Origin of the sequence: Pseudofrankia asymbiotica (genome assembly GCF_001983105.1) — a bacterium.
GTDB lineage: Bacteria > Actinomycetota > Actinomycetes > Frankiales > Frankiaceae > Pseudofrankia > Pseudofrankia asymbiotica.
The window spans coordinates 1-19,700 of the sequence record NZ_MOMC01000036.1 but is presented as its reverse complement, the minus strand read 5'-3'; the positions used below and the strand labels follow the sequence as shown (position 1 = coordinate 19,700).

Below are 19,700 nucleotides of genomic sequence, written 5' to 3'. Positions count from 1 at the left end.
TGCGCGGGTATCACTACGCTCGCCAGAACTGGGCGTTCCCTCGAGCCCCCGTCCCTCCCACCCATGACCTGCTGTTCCCCCCATTCCCTGGCGTCGCCTGGCGGAAGAAGACCTCGTGCCACACCTCGAGGCACAGAAGCGTCCAGATCCGGATCTCCTCGTTGCGGCGGCCGCTCTCGTGCATGTCGAGCATCCGCCGAACCGCCGGCCGTCCGAGCAGGTCCCCTACGAACGACCCGCCGCCGGTCAGCATGTCCCGGGCGAGTTCGGACAGCCCACCCCGGAACCACTCGCCGATCGGGACCCGGAACCCCACCTTCGGCCTGTCCACGATCTCGTCCGGGAGGTACCGGCGCGCGACCTCCTTGAGTACCCACTTGCCCCGGCCGTCACGCACCTTCACCGCCGAGGGCAGGCGGAACGCCAGCTCGACGAGCTCGTGGTCGAGCATAGGCGGGCGCATCTCGACCGAGGCGGCCATCGTCATCCGGTCCCCACGTTCGAGCAGGTTGTCGGGCAGCCAGCCCAGCAGGTCCGCCTCCAGCATCCCGCGCAGCGGGTCGCTGTCGGTGGCGGGCAGCAACCGGCCATGCTCGAACCGAGGCCGGCCGAGCAGGCGCATCCGTTCACGTTCGGTGAAGGGCGCGAACCAGCCCTCCCGGCGCGCGCGCTCGTCCGGCTCCCCCAGGGCCCGCAGCGCGATGCGCAGCCGATGGGCGCCGGCCGGCAGGGCCTGCTGGGCCCGGTCGAACACGGGTCCGCGCATCCAGGCCGGGATAGCCCCGATCCGGGAGGTGAGGGCCGCCAGCCGGTACTTGGGATAGCCACCGAACAGCTCGTCGGCTCCCTCGCCGGAGAGCACGACCCGCACCTGCTCGCGAGCGAGCCGGGCCAGCATGTGCACGGCCACGTCGGCCGGCTCGGACACCGGCGCGTCCCGATGCCAGGTGGCGGTGTGCCACAGGTCGGAGAAGTCGTTCGGCCCGACCTCGAGCTCGTGGTGCCGGGTGCCGAGCCGGGCGCTCACCGACCGGGCGATGGGCAGCTCGTCGAAGGGGCCGGAGCCGAACCCCACGGAGAAGGTGTGGACGGGCTCCGCGGTCTGCCTGGTCATCAGAGCCGCGACCAGGCTCGAGTCGAGCCCGCCTGACAGGTAGGCGCCCACCGGCGTGTCGGCCACGGTCGCGCGTTCGACCGCCCGGCGCAGCGTCTCGTCGACCAGGTCGACCGCTTCCTCCGGTCCCACCGTGAGCATGTCGGCGGGCGTCGGTGGCCGCCAGTAGCGCCGGGTACTGATCCTGCCGTCACCCGTGACGACCAGGACGTGGCCGGGCAGGAGTTTGCGGATCCCCTCGAACAGGGTGCGCGGGGCCGGCACCGACCGCGCGGCGAGATAGTCCGCGACCGACGCGTGGTCGACCCGGGGCGGCCCGGACAGCGCCGGCAGGATGGCCTTGATCTCCGAGGCGAACACCAGCCGGCCGCCGTCGAGGTGGTAATAGAGCGGCAGGATCCCGATCCGGTCCCTCACCAGGTACAGCTGGTTGCGCTCGGCGTCGTGCACGGCGAAGGCGAACTGGCCCGCGAGGTCRCTCAGCCCGTCCACCCCGCGGGTCACGAACCGGGCCAGCGCCACCTCGGTGTCGCCGTTGGTGTGGAACGGGTACGACGTCTGCTCCCGCAGCCGGCGGTAGTTCAGGATCTCGCCGTTGAAGCAGATGTGGTGGCGGCCGTCCGCCGACGCCATGGGCTGGGCACTGCCCGACAGGTCGATGATCGACAGTCGGCGGTGCCCGAAGCCGACCGGGCCAGCCGCCCAGAACCGCTCGTCATCGGGGCCTCGATGCGCCAGCAGGCCGGTCATCTCGGCCAGCAGCGCGGGGTCCACGGGCTCCGAGTCGAACCGGAAGATCCCCGCTATTCCGCACATCAGCGGCTCACGTCCAGCCCGTGCGCCGCCTGGCGCTGGGTGGGCGGCGCATAGCCGGCCACCTTGTCCATGAGCTCGACCAGCTCGGCGGCGCGGGCGTCCCAGGAGTCGCCGGCGACGTAGTCCCGACGGCTGGCCGGGTCGCCCGGGCCGCCGTCGGCCAGGGTCGTCCTGACGAGCTCGACGAAGTGCTCGGGGCTGTCCGCGACCCGGACGATCCCGCGGTCGCCGGCGACCTGCGGATAGTCCGTGGTCACCACCGCGAGCCCGAGGGCGAGGTACTCCTTCAGCTTGATCGGGTTGCAGAACCTGATCCACTCGTTCTGGAGCCAGGGCATGATCGCGACGTCGAAGGCCGAGCCGTAGGCCGGGATCGTCTCGTACGGGCGGAAGCCGAGCCAGTGGACGTTGGGGTAGGCCTCGAACCGGCGCATCGAGCACGTCGCGTCGCCGATGAGGACCAGGCTGGCCTCCGGGATCGAGGCGGCCACCCGCTCCAGCAGGTCGAAGTCCACGGTGTAGTCGTCGAGGGCGCCGAAGAACCCGATACGCRGACCAGAAATGCTCGCGATATCTTCGGGAAATGGCCGTTTCTCGGCGCGGAAGTGCGCCAGATCGACGCCGTGCCCGAGGAAGTGGGCCCGGTCTCCCACCTGGTCGGCGTCGATGGACATCAGTTCGTGGTTGACGTACAGGACGCTGTCACTGTGCCGCAGCAGCTCGTCCTCCAGGTTGCTCACCACGGCGGCGTTGCTTTCAGTGAACTCGGAGTGCTTGTCTGACCTGTTGTAGACCAGCGCAGCACGGCGAAGCGGTTTCGCCACGTCCCAGGCGGTCGGCATCGTCACAAAGAGGACCGGTTCCGTCATGCCGAGCCGGCGCGTCTGGGCGGCGACCTGGCGGCGAACCGCCCAGGCATTCAGCGCTCGCCCCGCCCGGCTGCCGTAGAAGGGCAGAAGAACCGGGGAGAAAACGTGAAGGCCGGGCAGGTCCTGGCGCGGCTGGCGCACTCCCCGGGACATGCTTTTCGCTTTTCTTACCACGCGCCGCAACGGCTGTGTGCTGCGGCCGGGCAGCGGCATTCTCATCGCCAGGCTGTTGACGAACAGCACTGGGCGGTCAGCGGCCACCCGGGTCATGAGCTGAAAATCGGAATGTGCCCGGTTGTGGTACCACCAGTCCTGGCCGGAGAAGCACACCACCGGCGGAGGGCTRGCCGGGGCGGCCGTGCTCCCGGGCCGCGGCCGACCGTGCGCCACCTCGGAGGGGGCTCCACCGCCCCGGCCGTTCCCACCAGGGAGGATGGCGCCGAGCACCACCGGCAGGCGGCCGGTCACCCCGCGGCGCGCGGCCGGCACCGGCGTGCCCCGCATGGCTGGCGCCGTCTCCGGCGGCTGACCGCCGGCGGCCGCCACCAGGGACGCGTGGCTGGTGGTCAGCACTCCCCGCACGGCCGCCCTGCTCGTGCGGCGGCCGGCCGCGGCACGCGCCAGCTCTCCGGTGAGAATTCCGGCGGTGAACGCCGCCGTGGCCAGGGCGCCATGGCGTGAGCGGTAAAGCCGGATAYGGTTCGCGGTCAGCAGCGCCCACAGCTTCGGCGACGTGCCCGATTCACCGCCCAGATGCACCCCGACGGCGCTCGGCTCGAACCGCGACGCGAAACCCGCCGCTTTGACGCGCAGCAGAAAGTCCGTCTCTTCGGAATACAGGAAGTACGACTCGTCCCATGCGCCGACGGTCTCCAGGCAGGGGCGCGAGACGAGCAGGGCGGCGCCGGTGGCCCAGTCGACGGCCGCCGGGGCCGAGTAGGCGGCGGCGGAGGTCACCACCTCGCCGAGCGCCGGCAGGCGGCCGGCCCGGCCGCCGAGCAGCGCCTCGCCCCACGCTCTGGTGATCGAGGGCTCACGGCGGAGTGAGAGGGCGAGCGATCCATTCGCGTCGACCAGCCTGGGGGTGACCACGCCCGTACCCGGGGTGCGCAGCGCCGCCAGCATCGCGGGGATGGCGCCCGGGCGCAGCCGGATGTCGGGGTTGAGGATGAGCACCGCGTCCGCGTCGGGTGAGGCCAGGCGGATCCCGCGGTTGATCGCGGCGGCGTAGCCGACGTTGCCGCCGGTCGAGGCGACCTGGACACCGTCAACGGCACCGCGCGCCACATCGAGAGTTTCGTCGCGGGAAGCGTTGTCGACGACGATCGTCTCGGTTCGTGTCCCGCCCGCGGCGTTCGGCAGCGCGGTGAGGCATTCGGCCAGCACAGCGGCACTGTTGAAAGTAACAACGACGATCGAGACGAGCGCCTGCTCAGATCCGGCAAGAACACTATCCGGTGAGACCGGGCTTACCTCGCGAACACCCACCGTTCCCCCTGAAGCCATCGAACGCATCTGGATCGCCCCCCGCGAGGCAAGCGTCGTGGCCGGGCACACGCTACCCGTAGCGGCCCGGTTGTACATCAGGGGGGTCATACGCTATAGTTYGCCCCCGGGTCACCCAGAAGTGGGCGACCAGGCGCACCGGCAACTGGCCAGACAAGGCCACCAGTCAGACCAGACGGTCAGACTGAATAGAAATTTAGGGGGATTGTCGGTCGCTGGGACGTCGGAGGCGTAGCATCGCCACCTACGGGGGGAGCAGTGGCATTGTGCGCAAGCATGTCCTGATTATTGTTCAAAATCTTCCGGTTCCGCTGGACCGCCGGGTATGGCTTGAATGCCAGGCCCTGGTGAAGGTCGGGTACGAGGTCTCCGTCATCTGCCCAAAGGGACCCGGAGATCCCCCGAAAGAACTGCTCGACGGAGTCTGGATCTACAAATATGAGCCGCCGGCCCAGGCGAGCGGATTCCTCGGCTATCTGAACGAGTTCATCTACTGCTGGTTCCGTGTGGCGTTCCTGGCGTTCCGGCTGTTCGCGACCCGCCCGTTCTCGGCGATACAGGCCTGCAACCCGCCTGACACATACGCCCCGCTGGCGCTGTTGTTCCGCCCCTTCGGCGTGCGCTTCGTCTATGACCAGCACGACCTGTGCCCGGAGATCTACCTGGCACGGTTCGCGAAGCCATCGAAGAAGATCTTCAAGGTGCTGCTGGGGCTTGAGCGGCTGACATACCGAGCCGCGCACCAGGTGATTTCGACGAACGAGTCCTACCGGGCGATCGCGATCCGGCGCGGCCACCGCACCCTGGAGAACACGACGGTGGTGCGTAGCGGGCCCGACACCACCCGTATGAAACCGGGGCCGGAACGGCCGGAGCTTCGGCGCGGGCGCGAGCACCTCATCTGCTACCTGGGCATCATGGGGCCGCAGGACGGCGTGGACGTGGTCCTGCGGGCGATGGACATCATCGTGCACAAGTTCGGCCGCACGGACGTCGGTGCCGCGCTGCTCGGCTTCGGTGACTGCCTGGAGGAGCTCAGGGCCCTGTCGACCGAGCTCGGGCTCGACGACTACGTGACGTTCACCGGCCGGGCCGACTCGGAGATGATCCGCGACTACCTGTCGACCGCGGCGGTCGGCGTCGGGCCCGACCCGCTCAACGAGCTGAACAACTTCTCCACGATGAACAAGATCATGGAGTACATGGCGCACCAGCTGCCGGTGGTGACCTTCGACCTCGTCGAGACGCGCGTCTCGGCGCTGGAGGCCGCGGTGTACGTCGAGCCGGGTGACCTGCTGGGGTTCGCCACCGCGATCTCTGACGTGATCGACGACCCAGACCGCCGGCGGGAGCTGGGCGAGCTGGGCCGGCGCCGGGCTGTCGAGGTCCTCGACTGGTCCGCGCAGGCCAGGGCCTACGTCGACGTGTACGACCGGGTGCACGGCCTGGCGAAGCGCGCCTACCCGGCGGTCCCCGAGCCGAGCCCCGCCGTTCCCGTCCGGCCCGTCGCCCGCCATCTCGTCATCGAGCAGGCGACCCCGGGCCGGGTCGCCGCGGTCCACCCACCCGCCCAGCGCGACCTCGACATCCCGACCATCGGTGCGGTCCAGAGCGCCGAGCGCGCCCGGCTCGCCGACGGCACCTGCGGCGAGGCGGTCATGCCATGAGTCTCGCTGGCAAGGTTCGCGGACGCCTGGTCGAGTCACCGAACTCGTTCGGCGCGCGCAGCCGTGAGCAGCGATGGGAACGGGTGCGCGCGTACTTCCCGGGCATCGACGACATGCGCGTGCTCGACCTCGGCGGGACCGTGCAGTTCTGGACGCGGTTGGACCGCCGTCCCGCCCACGTCGTCGTGGTGAACCTGGACGTGCCGGACCAGGCGGCGCACGCCCCGGCGGTACCGGACGGCATCACCGTCGTCCTCGGTGACGCCTGCGACCCGCCGGTCGAGGTCCGGGCCGACACCTTCGACCTGGTGTTCTCCAACTCGGTCCTCGAGCACGTCGGTGGGCACGCCAAGCGGCAGGCGTTCGCGGAGGTCGCCCAGCAGCTGGCGCCGCTGCACTGGGTGCAGACACCGAACCGGTACTTCCCGCTCGAGCCGCACTGGCTGTTTCCCGGCTTCCAGTTCCTGCCGGTGGCGGCACGGGCGTCCATCGCCCAGCGCTGGCCGCTGGCCCACACGAAGTCGCCGAACCGGGACGACGCACTGCGGGCGACGATGTCGACCGAACTGATCGGCCGGACCGAGCTGAAGGCCTACTTCCCCGACTCCGAGCTCCTCGAGGAGCGGACCGGGCCGTTGACGAAGTCGTTGATCGCCGTCCGTTCGGAGAAGTCCCCGGCCCCGCCGGGGGCGCCGCCGGCCGGGTCATGGCGCGCCGAGGGCCTCGAGGGCGCGGAGGGCGCGGGCCGGTGAGGCTGCCACGCGGCAGGGCCTGGACGATCGGCGCGATCGTGACCGCGCTGTGTGTCGCCACGGCGGGAGTCGTCATCGGCATCGTGGCGACCGGTGGCGGAGGCGGTCCGGCCACGCCGAGGATCGTGGTCGGCTCGACCTCCGCACCCGACACCTCCCTCGTCGCCGACCTGTACGCGCACGCACTGCGCGACGCGGGCTACGACGTGTCCATCCGCCTCGTCGACAACCATGAGCAGCTCATGTGGGCCCTGGAACAGGGCACCGTCGACGTCGCCCCCGACTATCTCGACGACCTGCGGGCCGGGCTGGCCGACCAGCCCGGCGCGGCGGTGCAGACCGCGCCGGCGACCACCTCGACCGCCGCGTCGGTGCAGGGCCTGTTCACGGCGCTCACCCAGCGAGGGCTGATCGCGTATCCGACCGCTCCCGCCGGGCGCTCGCCGGCCTTCGCCGTCACCGAGGCGACGGCGGCGAAGCTCCACCTCACCAACCTGTCGGGGCTGGCGGCGCCGGACGTGGCCGGGGCCCTGACCCTGGGTGCCCCAGGCGGCGGGTCGGCCGTGTCGGCGCTGCGCGACACGTATGGAGCGAACTTCGCCCGGGCCAAGGCGCTCGACGACGGCGGGCCGGGGACGATCCGGTCCCTGCTCGACGGGGACACGCAGGTCGCGCTCGTCTACCGCTGGGACCCGGCGGTCCCGGCGAACAAGCTGGTGATGCTGGCCGACGACCGGCGGGCGCTGCCGACGAACAACCTCCTGCCGGTGGTGCGGCTTCCGATCGCGAGCCTCCAGCTGGAGGGCCTGCTGAGCAGGGTCGACCAGGTCGTCACCAACGACAACGTGATCGCGTTGCGGCGGACGGTCGCGGCTGCCCCGGACAGGCGTGACCAGGCCGTCGACGACTACCTCGCGCGCACTCGCGCCCGGACCGGCTAGGTGCCGGCGACCGAGCGGGTGGTCCTGGTCGCGGCGTCGGGCCTGGCCAGGGAGACCGCCGGGGCCGCCCGAGCCACCGGCAGGTACGACGTGGTGGGCTTCGTCGACGACAACCCCGACCGGTGGGGGACGGTGGTCGACGGCCTGCCGGTGCTCGGCGGGCTGGACGCGCTCGACACCGTCGGCGAGGCGCGGATCGTGCTCTGCCCCGGCCCGGGGTGGGTTCGGGCGCGGCTGGCTCGACGCCTCACCGAGGCGGGCGTGGCGGCGGAGCGGTACGCGACCGTCGTCCACCCGGCGGCGAGCGTCGACGCGTCCTGCGAGGTCGGCCAGGGCTGCGTGCTGCTCGCCGGCGTCGTGCTCACCGCGTCGGTACGCCTCGGCCGCCACGCCGTGGTGATGCCGAACGCGGTGCTTACCCACGACGACCTGGTCGAGGACTACGCGACCGTGTGCGCGTCGGTCAGCCTCGCCGGCGGGGTGCGGATCGGCGCCGGGGCGTACCTGGGCGCCGGCGCGCTGGTCCGGGAGAACCTGCGTGTCGGCGCCTGGTCGACGGTGGGCATGGGCGCCGTCGTCCTGCGCGACGTCGGGGACAGGGAGGTCTGGGTCGGTAACCCGGCGCGTTACCTGCGCCCGGCGAACACCCCGGCCGACGCGGCCTCGGCCGCCGCGGCCACCGCGGCGATCCTGCCCGATGGATCACCAGGAAGGAGCCGGTAACTCCGGGAGCGATTTCCTCTTTCCGATGCGTTCGCCGGAAGAACACCGCCTGAAAGCCCCGCGGCGGTGCGTACCCGTGCCAGCCATCCCACGTCGCCGCCCTCTTGCTGTCACGGATGGCCGCCAGCGACGGGGATGCGGACCCTGACTCGGTATGGACACCGGTAGGGAATTCGGACCCTACTAGTCGCCCTTGGCGAGGTAGTCGTAGACGGCGTCCGCGATCGCGCGCTGACCAAGTGCGTTCGGGTGGCCGCTCGCCTGCAGACCCGCGCCGGTCAACGCGACCGGGTAGATCCACGCGTCCTTCGTGCACAGCTTGTGCTTGTCGAGCACACGGTCGATGGAGAGGAAGTCGACGCCGGCCTTGCTGGCCGCGCGGCGAGCCACCCGATTGATGTCGTTGTTCAGGCCAGTGAGCTGGACACGTTCATTGTTGTCCAGCCACTTACAGGTATTGGCGGTGCTGCTGGGGAACAGATCCGGATAGCCGACGACGATGACCCGGGCGTCGCCCGCGGCGGCCTTCACCTGGGAGTAGGCCGTCTGCAGCAGCGAGGGCAGCTGCTCGGTGACGTACTCGCGGGTGCGGTCATCCCGGCCGGTCCAGAAACAGCGCCAGATCACGCAACTGGTCATGGTGGGCCCAAAGCCGGCGTCGTTGCCGCCGATCGTGATCGTCACGATGTCCGGCTTCAGCTTGCCCACGACCAGCGCGCGCAGCGCCTCGACCTGGGACGACTGGTTGTGGAACGAGGTGGTGAGTGCTGTCGTCTTGGCGCCCGAGCAGGCCAGCAGTATGACGGTGGAGCCGGTGATCTGCTGGCCGAGCAGACGGGGCCAGGCGGAGGCGCCGCGGGCACAGCCCGGGGCGTCCGGGTCATACGGTGGAGTGCCTTCTCCCGAGGAGTACGAGTCACCGAGCGCGACGATTGTGGGCGGCTTGCTGAAGCTCACGGGTTTTACGCCAGTCCGTTCCCGGGGCTGGTCAGCGCCGACCGGGCTCAGGTCGGTACGTGGCTGGCAACCGGAAAGCAGGACGGTAAGCGTCACGAACAGACCGGCCACGCCCAGGCTGGCGAGGCGACGCGCCCGCGTCGACGCGGACATGCGGAGCTGCATGACATCGGAGCGTAACCACAGAGCGGCCGGTCGGCCGTCACTTCGCGGCGGCCCCCACGGCGGAAAATGTCAGATGGGCGACGAGGCGAGCGTGGGCACGGCGTGCGCCCCCCGCACGCGGTGCCGCCTTCACCGCGCGAGCAGGCGCTGGAGATACGCGCCGTAACCGCTCTTCGCCAGCGGGTGGATCAACGCCTCGAGCTCGGAGTCGGTGACGAAGCCCTCCCGCCAGGCGACCTCCTCGACACAACCGATCTTCAGGCCCTGCCGCTCCTCGATGACCTCGACGAACTGGGACGCCTGCATCAGCGAGGCGAAGGTGCCGGTGTCGAGCCAGGCGGTGCCGCGGTCGAGCAGGTGTACCCCGAGCCGGCCGCGGTCGAGATACTCCTGGTTGACGGCGGTGATCTCCAGCTCGCCGCGGGCGCTCGGCTTGGTCTCGCGGGCGATCTCCAGCACGTCGTTGTCGTAGAAGTAGAGGCCGGTGACGGCATAGCTGGACTTCGGCCGGGTCGGCTTCTCCTCGATCGACACCGCCCGGCGGTCCTGGTCGAACTCGACGACGCCGTAGCGCTCCGGGTCGGACACGTGGTACGCGAAGATCACGCCGCCGTCCGGGTCGGTGTACTGCTTGAGCTGGTCGCCGAGGCCGACGCCGTAGAAGATGTTGTCGCCGAGAATCAGGCACACCTTGTCGCCGCCGACGAAGTCCGCGCCGACGATGAAGGCGTCCGCCAGTCCGCGGGGCGAGTCCTGGGTCGCGTACGAGAACTGACAGCCGAGCCGGCCGCCGTCGCCGAGGAGCCGCTGGAACTGGGCCTGGTCGCCCGGCGTGGTGACGATCAGAATCTCGCGGATCCCGGCGGCCATCAAGGTCGACAGCGGATAGTAGATCATCGGCTTGTCGTAGATCGGCATCAGCTGCTTGGAGACCGCCTGGGTGATCGGGTAGAGCCGCGAGCCGGTACCGCCGGCCAGGATGATGCCCTTCATGCCGTCCTTCCGGGGTCGTGCGGAGCCCGATGGCTCCGGCCCTGCCGCGTGCCTGTCCGTGCTCCTGGTGGCCCTGGGAAAGGCCGCCGATCCGGAAGCCGGCCGCGTTCCGGGGCGGCGACCGCGGGGTCCAGCCTAGCGGCGCCGGGCGCGCGGTCGGCTTCGCCTTCAAGAACCCTCTCGGCGGGAGCGGTCTGACGCGATCAACCCAGAGTGTGTGCTGGCCGGCCAGGGACTGAGCGCTATGCCGGGCCCCGAGATCCGTACCGCCACCATTCTCGGGTCCTTTGGCGAGAATCCATGATCGCCAAAGCGCTGTTTCGTGTCAGGTGGCGCGCGAGACCACTCAGGCCACCTGCTCCTATTGCGCAGCGTGACACCCGGAGGTTGAACGACAAGCTCAGATGGGTGGGTGGCATGTGACCTGTGCGCCCAAGCCGTCTATCCTGTAGCGGGGGTGAGGTATGATCCGCGCGCCGGGTAACCGGAGTAGCACAACGATCGGTGAACTTCGGTAACGGCGACCTGTCGGCGGTTCCCCCAGCGGGGCGCCCACGTTCTGGCGACAGTCGAAAACGCGCCGCGAACCGTGTGTTCATCTTCTTTGGTGTCTTACTCTCCGTCTGGCTTTGCGCCGGAACGAGAGCTGACTGGGCGAACGTGAATGAGAACGGGGGGATCGTGGCACGCGTTGCGATAGCCGGTGGCGCCGGTTTTCTGGGCAGCCATCTGTGTGAACGACTGCTGGCCGACGGCGCGGAGGTCATCTGCGTCGACAACTTCGTCACCGGCCGGCCGGAGAACGTCGAGCACCTGCTCACCAACCGCCGTTTCCGGCTGATCGACCGGGACATAACCGAGTACCTGCACGTGCCGGGGCCGCTGGACGCGGTGCTCCATCTGGCGTCGCCCGCGTCCCCGGTGGACTACGCCCGGCTGCCGGTCGAGACGCTGATGGTCGGTTCCGTCGGCACCCACCACGCGCTGGGGCTCGCAAGGGCGAAGGGCGCGCGGTTCCTGCTCGCCTCCACCTCGGAGGCCTACGGCGACCCGAAGGTGCACCCGCAGCCGGAGACCTACTGGGGCAACGTCAACCCGGTCGGCCCGCGCAGCATGTATGACGAGTCCAAGCGGTTCGCCGAGGCGTTGACGATGGCGTACCGGAACTCGCGCGATGTGAACACCGGTATCGTCCGGATCTTCAACACCTACGGCCCGCGCATGCGGGCCCACGACGGCCGGGCCATCCCGACGTTCATCGCGCAGGCGCTGCGCGGCGAGCCGATCACCGTCGCCGGTGACGGTTCGCAGACCCGCTCCGTCTGCTACGTCGACGACCTGATCGAGGGCATCGTCCGGATGCTGTGGTCGGACGAGTGCGGCCCGGTGAACATCGGCAACCCGCACGAGCTGACCATTCTCGAAACGGCCGAGCTCGTCCTGCGGCTGTGTGGTTCGGACGCCCCGATCACCTTCATCCCACGCCCTGTCGACGACCCGTCGGTGCGCCAGCCGGACATCACGCTCGCTCGCGAGCGGCTCGGCTGGGAGCCGAAGATCGGCGTGGAGGACGGACTGGTCCGGACCATCGAGTGGTTCGCGTCCCAGTTCCTCGTTCCCGCCCAGGTCGCCTGACCAGGTCGCCCGCCCAGGTCGCCTGGCCAGCCGCGGGCGCGGCGCGGCGCGGCGCCGTGCCGCCAGCACGGCCCACCGGTGGCCGGACGCCGCGCCCGCTCCTTTCGCTCAGCCTTCTCGCGGGGCTGAGCCATCCGCTTGTTCTCCTCTTCGTCGCCGCGACGCACGCGTGAAGACGAGGAGATCCACCGGGTCGGTCGGGAGGCGAGCCAGCCGGTCGGGACGATCGCCGTGCCGCCGCGCTGGTTCTCCCGCCGGCGGTCTCGGCGTCGTCGCCATGACCGGCCGGGGATCCGCCGCCAAGACGCCCACCCGAACGTCCTCGACATGGTGAGAGGGGCGGACTCGCTGTGAGCACTCCGTCTGATGCCCGGACGGTCCTGGTGACCGGTGCCGCTGGATTCATTGGTTCACATACGGCCGTGGAGTTGGTGACCGCTGGCTACGACGTCGTCGGCGTCGACAACTTCGCGAACAGTTCCCCCGGTGCCGTGGAGCGGATCCGTCGACTGGCGGATGGGCCGGGCAGCTTCGAGTTCGTCGAGCTGGACCTGCGCGACCGCGCCGCGCTGACCGGCCTCCTGCGCCGCCGGCCGGTGGATGCCGCGATCCATTTCGCCGCGCGCAAGGCGGTGGGCGAGTCGGTCGACGCTCCGCTGGAGTACTACGACACCAACGTCAACGCGACGTTGGGCCTGGTCGCGACGATGCTCGACCGAGGCGTGAGCCGGTTGGTGTTCTCGTCGTCGTGCTCGATCTACGGGGACGCCAGGACCGTGCCGCTGCGCGAGGACGCGCCGGCGGGGCCGACGAACCCGTACGCCCGCACGAAGTGGATGTGCGAGCAGATCCTGGCCGACATCTGTCATCGCCACCCGAGCTGGCATGTGACGTCGCTGCGGTACTTCAACCCGGCCGGCGCGCACCCGTCGGGCCTGCTGGGAGAGGACCCGCGCGGCATCCCGAACAACGTGCTGCCGTATATCGCGCAGGTCGCGGTGGGCCGGCGGGCGGAGCTGTCGATCTTCGGGGACGACTATCCGACGCCGGACGGCACCGGCATCCGGGACTACATCCATGTGGTGGACATCGCCGAGGGGCATCGGCTGGCGTTGGAACGGCTCGACGAGGCCCCCGGCCACCGTGTGATCAACCTGGGGACCGGGCGGGGCACATCGGTGCGGGAGCTGCTGACCGCGTTCTCGGCGGCGTGCGGACGGCGGCTGCCCAGCCAGGTGGTCGCGCGCCGTCCCGGGGATGTGGCCGAGCTGGTGGCGGATCCGTCACTGGCGGCCGCGCTGCTCGGCTGGAAGTCGACCCGCGACGTGGCCGACATGTGCCGGGACGCCTGGAACTTCCAACGACTCAACCCTGACGGCTACGACGACACAGACAGCGGGGGGACAGGGAAGTGACGACGGGGGCTGACGAAGGGGCGACCGGGGCTGACGAAGGGGCCTGGCCGCCCGGGACCGGTGATGGTGCCGGTGACGGCCGGCCGCGGCTGACCGTGATCGGGACCGGTTACCTCGGTGCCACGCACGCGGTCTGCATGGCCGAGCTGGGCTTCGAGGTACTGGCCGTCGATGTGGACCAGTCGAAGATCGACCGGCTCGCCCGGGGAGAGGTCCCGTTCTTCGAGCCCGGTCTCGGTGACCTGCTGCGGTCCAGCCTCGCCGCCGGCCGGTTGCGGTTCAGCACCTCCCTCGAGGAGGCCGCGACCTTCGGCGACGTGCATTTCCTCTGCGTCGGCACTCCCCAGCTGCCCGGCGGGCAGGGCGCCGACCTCTCCTACCTGCACAGCGCGGTGAGCGCCCTCGCGCCGCACCTGCGCCCGGGCAGCCTGGTGGTCGGCAAGTCGACCGTTCCCGTCGGCACCGCCGCCGTCCTCGCCTCCCGGCTGGCCACCGAGGCTCCGGCCGAGGGCGTCGAGCTCGCCTGGAACCCCGAGTTCCTCCGCGAGGGCTTCGCGGTCGGCGACACGCTCTGCCCGGACCGGCTGGTCTTCGGCGTCGCCTCCGCGGCGGGGGAGACGGCGCTGCGCGCCGTGTACGCGCCGGTCATCGACCGGTATGGCACTCCGGTGATCGTCGCCGACTTCGCCACGGCCGAGCTGGTCAAGGTAGCGGCCAACTCGTTCCTGGCCACCAAGATCTCGTTCATCAACGCGATGGCCGAGGTCTGCGAGGCCGTCGACGCCGACGTGACCACCCTGGCCAGGGCCCTGTCGCTCGACGAGCGGATCGGCGCGAAGTTCCTGCGCCCCGGCGTCGGCTTCGGCGGCGGCTGCCTGCCCAAGGACATCCGGGCGTTCGTGGCTCGTGCCGACGAGCTCGGCATCGGGCACAGCCTGAGCTTCCTGCGCGGGATCGACGAGATCAACATCCGGYGTCGCCACCGGATGGTCGAGCTCGCGCGCCAGGCGGCCGGCGGGAGCCTGACCGGCCGCGCGGTCGGCGTCCTCGGCGCCGCGTTCAAGCCCAACTCGGACGACATCCGGGACTCCCCGGCGCTCGCCGTCGCCGGGCTGCTCGCCGGCGAGGGCGCCACCGTCACCGTCTACGACCCGATGGCGGTCGAGAACGCGCGCCGGGCGAACCCGCGGCTGCGCTACGAGACCTCGGCCCTCAGGGCCATGAAAGGAGCCGAGGTCACGGTCCTGCTCACTGAGTGGGCCGAGTTCGGCGACCTCGACCCGGTGGCGCTGACCGAGGTGGTCGCGCGCCGGAGCGTGGTCGACGGGCGGCATGCCCTCGACCCGGTCAGGTGGCGAGACGCCGGATGGACCTACCTGGCCCCGGGCCGGCCCGCGAGCCGGCCGGCGGACCCGGAGGCCGACAGCATGACCGTGGCCGTTCCCCCTCCCCGGCGGCTCCCGGCCGAGGTCACTTCCCGGGCCTGACGGGAGACAGCGTGCCGGCCGCCGCCTTCACGGCGGCCGGGCACCGCCCGATCGGCGTCCGCCCGCTGTCGGTCCGCGGCTGGGCCGGTCTGCTGGGCCGGTCTGCTGGCGGGTCAGCCGGCGCTGCTCTTCGCGGTGGTACCGGCCGTGGGAGTGGCGCTCGGGGGCGGGGTGCTGGCCGAGGCCGGGGCGTCGCTGGTCCTGGTCGGCGAGGGGGCCAGGCTGGCGGTCGGCGGCGAGGTGGACGCCGCCGTCGTGGGCACCGGGCTCGGGGTCGGCGTCGGGCTGCTCGTCGGCGTCGCGCTGGCCGTCGGTGTGGGCGTCGGTGTGGGCGTCGCGGTGGGGATGCCGGTGATGACGATCGTGGTCAGCGTCCGCGCCGCGCAGCCGGCCGGGGTCGTGGTGAGAGCGACCGTGACCGAGCTGGCGGTGGCCGGCGTGAGGCTCAGGCGCGCGAGCGGCGTGGAGCCCGCGGCCGGCTGGGCCGGCACGCTGGTGTCCCCCTGGGCGAGCACGGTGCCACCGCTGGACGCGCGGGCCTCCGCGTGGATCGAGACGTTGCCGGTGGCGTTCGCGGCCGCGGCGGTGTAAGTGCCGGTGACCTCCAGCCCGGTGCCGGTGGCGGACTGGTTGACGCTGGCCGCCAGGCTGCTGGCGGTGATGGCGATCGTGGCGCAGGCCGCGCTGGTGGGGCTCGCGCTCGCGCTCGCGCCTGCCGACGGGGAGGGGAGCCCCGCCGCCAGCGTGACGGCCGGGGCAGGGGAGCTGCTCGCGCCGGGGCCTGGCGTGAGGGCGACGACGGGGATGGGCACGGTGGTGGGGCTGGAGTTGATGTAGCCGTCCATCCAGCCGAGCACGGCGCGCACGTAGGCGTCGGACGGGTTGTAGGAGAAGATGGCCGCCCGCAGCCGCGCCGGATCGGTGATGTCCCGGCCACGGGCGCACAGGTAGCCGCCGGCGGCGAGTGCCGCGTCGCTGATGTTGCTCGGGTCCTTGCGGCCGTCGGAGTTGCCGTCGCGGCCGCTGGTCTTCCACGTGCTCGGGATGAACTGCATCGGGCCGACCGCGCGGTCGTAGACCTTGTCCTGGTCGAACGAGCCGCCGTCGGTGTCGCGGATCAGCGCTCGGCCGCCCTTGCCGTCCAGCGCGACACCGATGATCGTCGGCGTGACGACGCCGTCGGCGGTGATAGAGCGTCCATTCGCGTTGTTCGACTCGACCCTGCCGATGCCGGCGAGCAGCTCCCAGCGCAGGTGGCAGCCGGGCAGCTCGCCACTCATCGTCGCCACGGCCCGCTGGTAGGCGGCGAGGACTCTGTCGGGTATCTGGTTGTTGGCGCCGGAGAGACGAACCAGGCCGCTGTCACCCGCGCCGACGGCGGCGGCTGCCAGCGCGTCCGTGCTGACCTCGCCGCCTTCGCCGGGGCTCGGGCTCGCGGTGACAAGAACCCCGCCGTCGTCGCCGCCGACGCCGGCCGGTGTCAGCGGCGGCATGGGGTAGTCGCTGCCTCGTACGGGCTGGTTCCCGGGGGAGCTCGCCGCGGCCTCGTCGTCGTGCGGGCTCGCGGGCCCACCGCCGAGCAGGAGCAACAGGCCGACCGCCGGGACGGCGACGACGCGGGTGAGGCTGAGGGCGCGGTTGCCCTGACGCCTCTCCCGCCGTGTCGGCTTGGCACGCCGGTGCCGGTGCCGGGGGCGAGCGGAGGCCGCGGACGCGGGGGACGCCGTGGACGCCGCGGGAGTCTCCGGCGTCGACGGTGAGGAAGCCGCCGGCGCCTCGCTCACCGCGTCCGCCCGGCCATCGCCCGCCGCCCCGCCTGTCCGGTTCGCCACTCTCTCCCCGTCCCGGTCGCCCCCCGGCGCGTAGTCCGGGCACGCGACGGCCGGCCTCGACGACCGAGTCGTGCCGACCGAGCCGTACCGACCGAGTCGTGCGACCGAGCCGTACCAACCGAGCCGTACCTACCGCCGCCGACGGGCCTGAGGCGCCGCGCCAACCCGGCGAATGTACCGGACCTCGTTTACCGGGAACGACCCTTATGGGTACGAAATATGGAAGCCGAGTGAACTCGCTACCAGGATGGGCCCGCCTCGACGGCCGCCTCCCGCCGTCGTCCCGGATCCCCTGGCGCCGTTGTGGCTGGTGCGGCCGGGGGGTGGGCCGGGCGTCGGACCAGGTAGGGCGGTTAGTAGGCGCCTTCGCGCTTGAGGACGGCGAAGACGGTGCGCCAGAGGATGATCAGGTCCATGGCGAGCGACCAGTTCTCGACGTAGCGCAGGTCGAGGCGGACCGACTCCTCCCAGTCGAGATCGCTTCGGCCGCTGATCTGCCACAGGCCGGTCAGGCCCGGCTTGACCATCAGCCGGCGGTGCACGTCCGTCTCGTACTGGGCGACCTCGCTGGGCAGCGGCGGGCGCGGGCCGACCAGCGACATCGTGCCGTTCAGGACGTTGAACAGCTGCGGCAGCTCGTCGAGCGACCACTTGCGCAGGAACTTCCCGACCCCGGTCACCCGCGGGTCGTCGCGCATCTTGAACAGCAGACCCTGGCCCTCGTTGCTCGTCCGCAGCTCCTTCAGCCGCGCCTCGGCGTCCACGTACATCGAGCGGAACTTGAACATTGTGAACTCTCGGCCGCTCATGCCGACCCGGGTCTGCCTGAAGAACGCCGGGCCCTTGCTGGTCAGCCGGATCGCCAGCACCAGCGCCGCGAACAGCGGCAGCGTGACCAGCACGCCTGTCAGCGCGAGGCTCCGGTCGAGCATGCCCTTCATCAGCCGGCGGGCACCGGAGAGCTCGGGCTCCTCGATGTGCAGGAGCGGCAGGCCGGCGACCGGACGCAGGTGGATGCGCGGCCCGGTGACGTCCGTGATCGCGGACGACACCAGCACGTCGACGTCGGAGCCCTCCAGCGCCCAGAGCGCTCGGCGCAGCCGCTCACCGTCGATCTGCGGGCTGATCGCGACGGCCGACGCCCGCGTCCGCCGGATCGCCTCCACCAACGTGTCGGACGTGCCCACGATCGGCACGCCGGCCAGGTCGAAGCCGGCGCGGTCCGGCCGTTCGGAGCTGTGCATTCCGGGTGCCCGGTCGAGGCACACGCCGACGACGTTCCAGCCCGCGGTGGGGTCACGCCGGGCGATCCGTACCAGCGACGCGGCCGATTCGCCGGCACCCACCACCAGCACCCGGTGCTGGCACTCGCCGGCGCGACGCATGCGGTGCAGCCGGGCACGGGCCACGGCTCGGCCGACGAGCGTCAGCAGCGTCGCCATCGGGAACGCCACCAGCAGATACGAGCGGGCGAACTCCGCCTTGGTCGCGTACGACGCGACCGCCACCAGCGCGGTCAGCCGGACGGCCGCGTTCAGGACGCGGCGAAACTCCTCCGACCCGCCGCCGAGGAAACGGTGCTCGTAGCCCCGGTTGAGGGCGACCGCGGCGATCCAGACGAGCGGCAGCCCGAGGGTGAAGAACAGGTAGGGACGCGACGACTGCGGCGTCTGGCTGAAGTCGATGATCCCGCCGAAGCGGATCAGGTAGGCGAGACCGGTCCCGGCGAGGCAGGCGGCGAGGTCGGCGAACACCGCCGCCCGCGCGTAGTCGCGCTCCCAGGTGAGCTGGGCTCGGTACGGCTCGCGTACCCCCTCGTGCGGAGTGTTCGACAGGACCGCGAGCTCGGCGGCGCTGCGGGTGGTGGCATGCGGGTGAGCACGCCGCTCCGGCGGACGGCCGGCCAGACGTGCCCGGAAGTTGCGCATCGAGACGCGTAGCGTCGCCTCGCCGTCACCACTGCCACTCCCGTCGCCGGGGCCCGCGTTCCCGGCTGGCCCGCGGGTCGTCGTCGCGGTCACCGGTGCGTCCTCTCTGGGCTGTCTGGGCCGGTCGGCCGGCCAGCGGCGGCCGACCGCGGGTCGGCGCGCGGGATGACCCGCTTCGCACCCATGCGCACCCCTCCGCCGAACGCAGCCCCCGGGCATCAGCCCACGCGCACCTCGCCGGGCCGCCTGCGGGGCTGGCGTGACACGCGCGTCGAAAATACCAACGTCTGACTGATCCCCGGCGTTGAGGCATCCTTCCCGGATTTCATCTGTAGGCGGACAAATAGTCTTCTTCCGGACATCGCCGTGGCTGACCACGCCCGGTCATCATCGGGCTGGAGGGAACGGGTCGCGGCGGCGGCTCTCGCCCTTGGGCTTACGGGACAGGCATCCCTGCCAGGCCCGCGAGAGCCCGGGCGAGGACACAGCGGAAACCGGACCCAGTCACGGCGGCATCGGCCCGGACCAGGCAATCCCCGCTCCACGTGGGCAGGACCACATCCGCCGACTGGTCAGGCCACCACCAATCGGCCTGATACGGCCCTGACCGCTCCGCCTAGGCTGGTTCGCCGGGCTCGGACCGGCCTGGCTCGGACCGGCCTGGCTCGGCGGCCACGTCTACTGCGGCGTGGGGTGGTCTCCAGGAGTGGTTGGCCAGGGGTCCCCGCCGATCCGCCTCCCGGAGTCCCTCCCAGCCAGGACCTATGGGACAAGCACCAAGCCGGCGGATCGGTGGGGAGGCTTCAGTAGGCGCCTTCGCGCTTGAGGACGGCGAAGACGGTGCGCCAGAGGATGATCAGGTCCATGGCGAGCGACCAGTTCTCGACGTAGCGCAGGTCG

14 protein-coding genes are annotated in these 19,700 nt (G+C 71.2%); 7 read left to right on the top strand and 7 right to left on the bottom strand.

Annotation, left to right across the window (positions count from 1 at the left end; genetic code table 11):
- Nucleotides 1-13: 13 nt before the first annotated feature.
- Nucleotides 14-1,930 carry an asparagine synthase (glutamine-hydrolyzing) gene (gene asnB, locus BL253_RS18265; protein ID WP_076818333.1) on the bottom strand — a complete coding sequence of 639 codons (1,917 nt, stop codon included), beginning with the start codon at nucleotides 1,928-1,930 and terminating at the stop codon, nucleotides 14-16.
- The gene (locus tag BL253_RS18260) at nucleotides 1,930-4,305 is read right to left on the bottom strand and encodes a glycosyltransferase (protein ID WP_081438441.1); all 2,376 of its coding nucleotides are present in this window, start codon (nucleotides 4,303-4,305) and stop codon (nucleotides 1,930-1,932) included. Before BL253_RS18260 ends, asnB begins: the two co-directional genes overlap by 1 nt.
- A 266-nt stretch (nucleotides 4,306-4,571) precedes the next feature.
- Here BL253_RS18260 and BL253_RS18255 point away from each other — a divergent pair, with 266 nt between their 5' ends.
- From BL253_RS18255 to BL253_RS18240, 4 genes are read left to right on the top strand one after another with little or no spacing between them, the layout of a single operon-like run.
- On the top strand, nucleotides 4,572-5,972 hold the full coding sequence (locus tag BL253_RS18255; RefSeq protein WP_241834907.1) for a glycosyltransferase family 4 protein: 1,401 nt from the start codon (nucleotides 4,572-4,574) through the stop codon (nucleotides 5,970-5,972).
- On the top strand, nucleotides 5,969-6,724 hold the full coding sequence (locus tag BL253_RS18250) for a class I SAM-dependent methyltransferase (RefSeq protein ID WP_076818332.1): 756 nt from the start codon (nucleotides 5,969-5,971) through the stop codon (nucleotides 6,722-6,724). Before BL253_RS18255 ends, BL253_RS18250 begins: the two co-directional genes overlap by 4 nt.
- Complete coding sequence (locus BL253_RS18245; protein WP_076818331.1) at nucleotides 6,721-7,665, top strand: glycine betaine ABC transporter substrate-binding protein; 945 nt, start codon at nucleotides 6,721-6,723, stop codon at nucleotides 7,663-7,665. Before BL253_RS18250 ends, BL253_RS18245 begins: the two co-directional genes overlap by 4 nt.
- Nucleotides 7,666-8,388 (top strand): NeuD/PglB/VioB family sugar acetyltransferase, encoded by a 723-nt coding sequence (locus BL253_RS18240; RefSeq protein WP_081438432.1) that lies wholly within the window; start codon nucleotides 7,666-7,668, stop codon nucleotides 8,386-8,388.
- A gap of 183 nt (nucleotides 8,389-8,571) precedes the next feature.
- On the opposite strand, the gene BL253_RS18235 is transcribed toward BL253_RS18240, so the two are convergent.
- Together BL253_RS18235 and rfbA are read right to left on the bottom strand one after the other, a co-directional pair.
- A complete protein-coding gene (locus tag BL253_RS18235) occupies nucleotides 8,572-9,498 on the bottom strand; it encodes an SGNH/GDSL hydrolase family protein (RefSeq protein ID WP_241834906.1) in 927 nt (308 codons plus the stop codon).
- 141 nt (nucleotides 9,499-9,639) lie between these two features.
- The gene (gene rfbA / locus BL253_RS18230) at nucleotides 9,640-10,503 is read right to left on the bottom strand and encodes a glucose-1-phosphate thymidylyltransferase RfbA (RefSeq protein WP_076818329.1); all 864 of its coding nucleotides are present in this window, start codon (nucleotides 10,501-10,503) and stop codon (nucleotides 9,640-9,642) included.
- A gap of 681 nt (nucleotides 10,504-11,184) precedes the next feature.
- On the opposite strand from rfbA, the gene BL253_RS18225 reads away from it, so the two are divergent.
- The 3 genes from BL253_RS18225 to BL253_RS18215 all read left to right on the top strand — a co-directional run bounded on the left by BL253_RS18225 (nucleotide 11,185) and on the right by BL253_RS18215 (nucleotide 15,040).
- Nucleotides 11,185-12,138, top strand: a complete 954-nt coding sequence (locus BL253_RS18225) for a UDP-glucuronic acid decarboxylase family protein (protein WP_076818350.1) — start codon at nucleotides 11,185-11,187, stop codon at nucleotides 12,136-12,138.
- 350 nt (nucleotides 12,139-12,488) lie between these two features.
- Entirely contained in the window at nucleotides 12,489-13,553 is a 1,065-nt protein-coding gene (gene galE, locus BL253_RS18220; protein WP_076818328.1) for a UDP-glucose 4-epimerase GalE, read from the top strand.
- A 137-nt stretch (nucleotides 13,554-13,690) separates the two neighbouring features.
- Nucleotides 13,691-15,040, top strand: a complete 1,350-nt coding sequence (locus BL253_RS18215) for a UDP-glucose dehydrogenase family protein (RefSeq protein WP_420801684.1) — start codon at nucleotides 13,691-13,693, stop codon at nucleotides 15,038-15,040.
- 113 nt (nucleotides 15,041-15,153) lie between these two features.
- Here BL253_RS18215 and BL253_RS40355 read toward each other — a convergent pair whose 3' ends face one another.
- The 3 genes from BL253_RS40355 to BL253_RS45415 form a co-directional block, all read right to left on the bottom strand.
- Entirely contained in the window at nucleotides 15,154-16,872 is a 1,719-nt protein-coding gene (locus tag BL253_RS40355; RefSeq protein ID WP_076818327.1) for a lytic murein transglycosylase, read from the bottom strand.
- Nucleotides 16,873-17,225: 353 nt separating this feature from the next.
- Nucleotides 17,226-18,893 carry a sugar transferase gene (locus BL253_RS18205; protein WP_198946303.1) on the bottom strand — a complete coding sequence of 556 codons (1,668 nt, stop codon included), beginning with the start codon at nucleotides 18,891-18,893 and terminating at the stop codon, nucleotides 17,226-17,228.
- A gap of 710 nt (nucleotides 18,894-19,603) precedes the next feature.
- On the bottom strand, nucleotides 19,604-19,700 hold a 97-nt coding region (locus BL253_RS45415), incomplete at its 5' end, for a sugar transferase (protein ID WP_198946302.1).

Bases quoted from the DNA above. Each gene is read 5' to 3' on its own strand.
- BL253_RS18250 (WP_076818332.1), top strand. From the start codon at position 5,969: ATGAGTCTCGCTGGCAAGGTTCGCGGACGCCTGGTCGAGTCACCGAAC.
- BL253_RS18235 (WP_241834906.1), bottom strand. From the start codon at position 9,498: ATGTCCGCGTCGACGCGGGCGCGTCGCCTCGCCAGCCTGGGCGTGGCC.
- rfbA (WP_076818329.1), bottom strand. From the start codon at position 10,503: ATGAAGGGCATCATCCTGGCCGGCGGTACCGGCTCGCGGCTCTACCCG.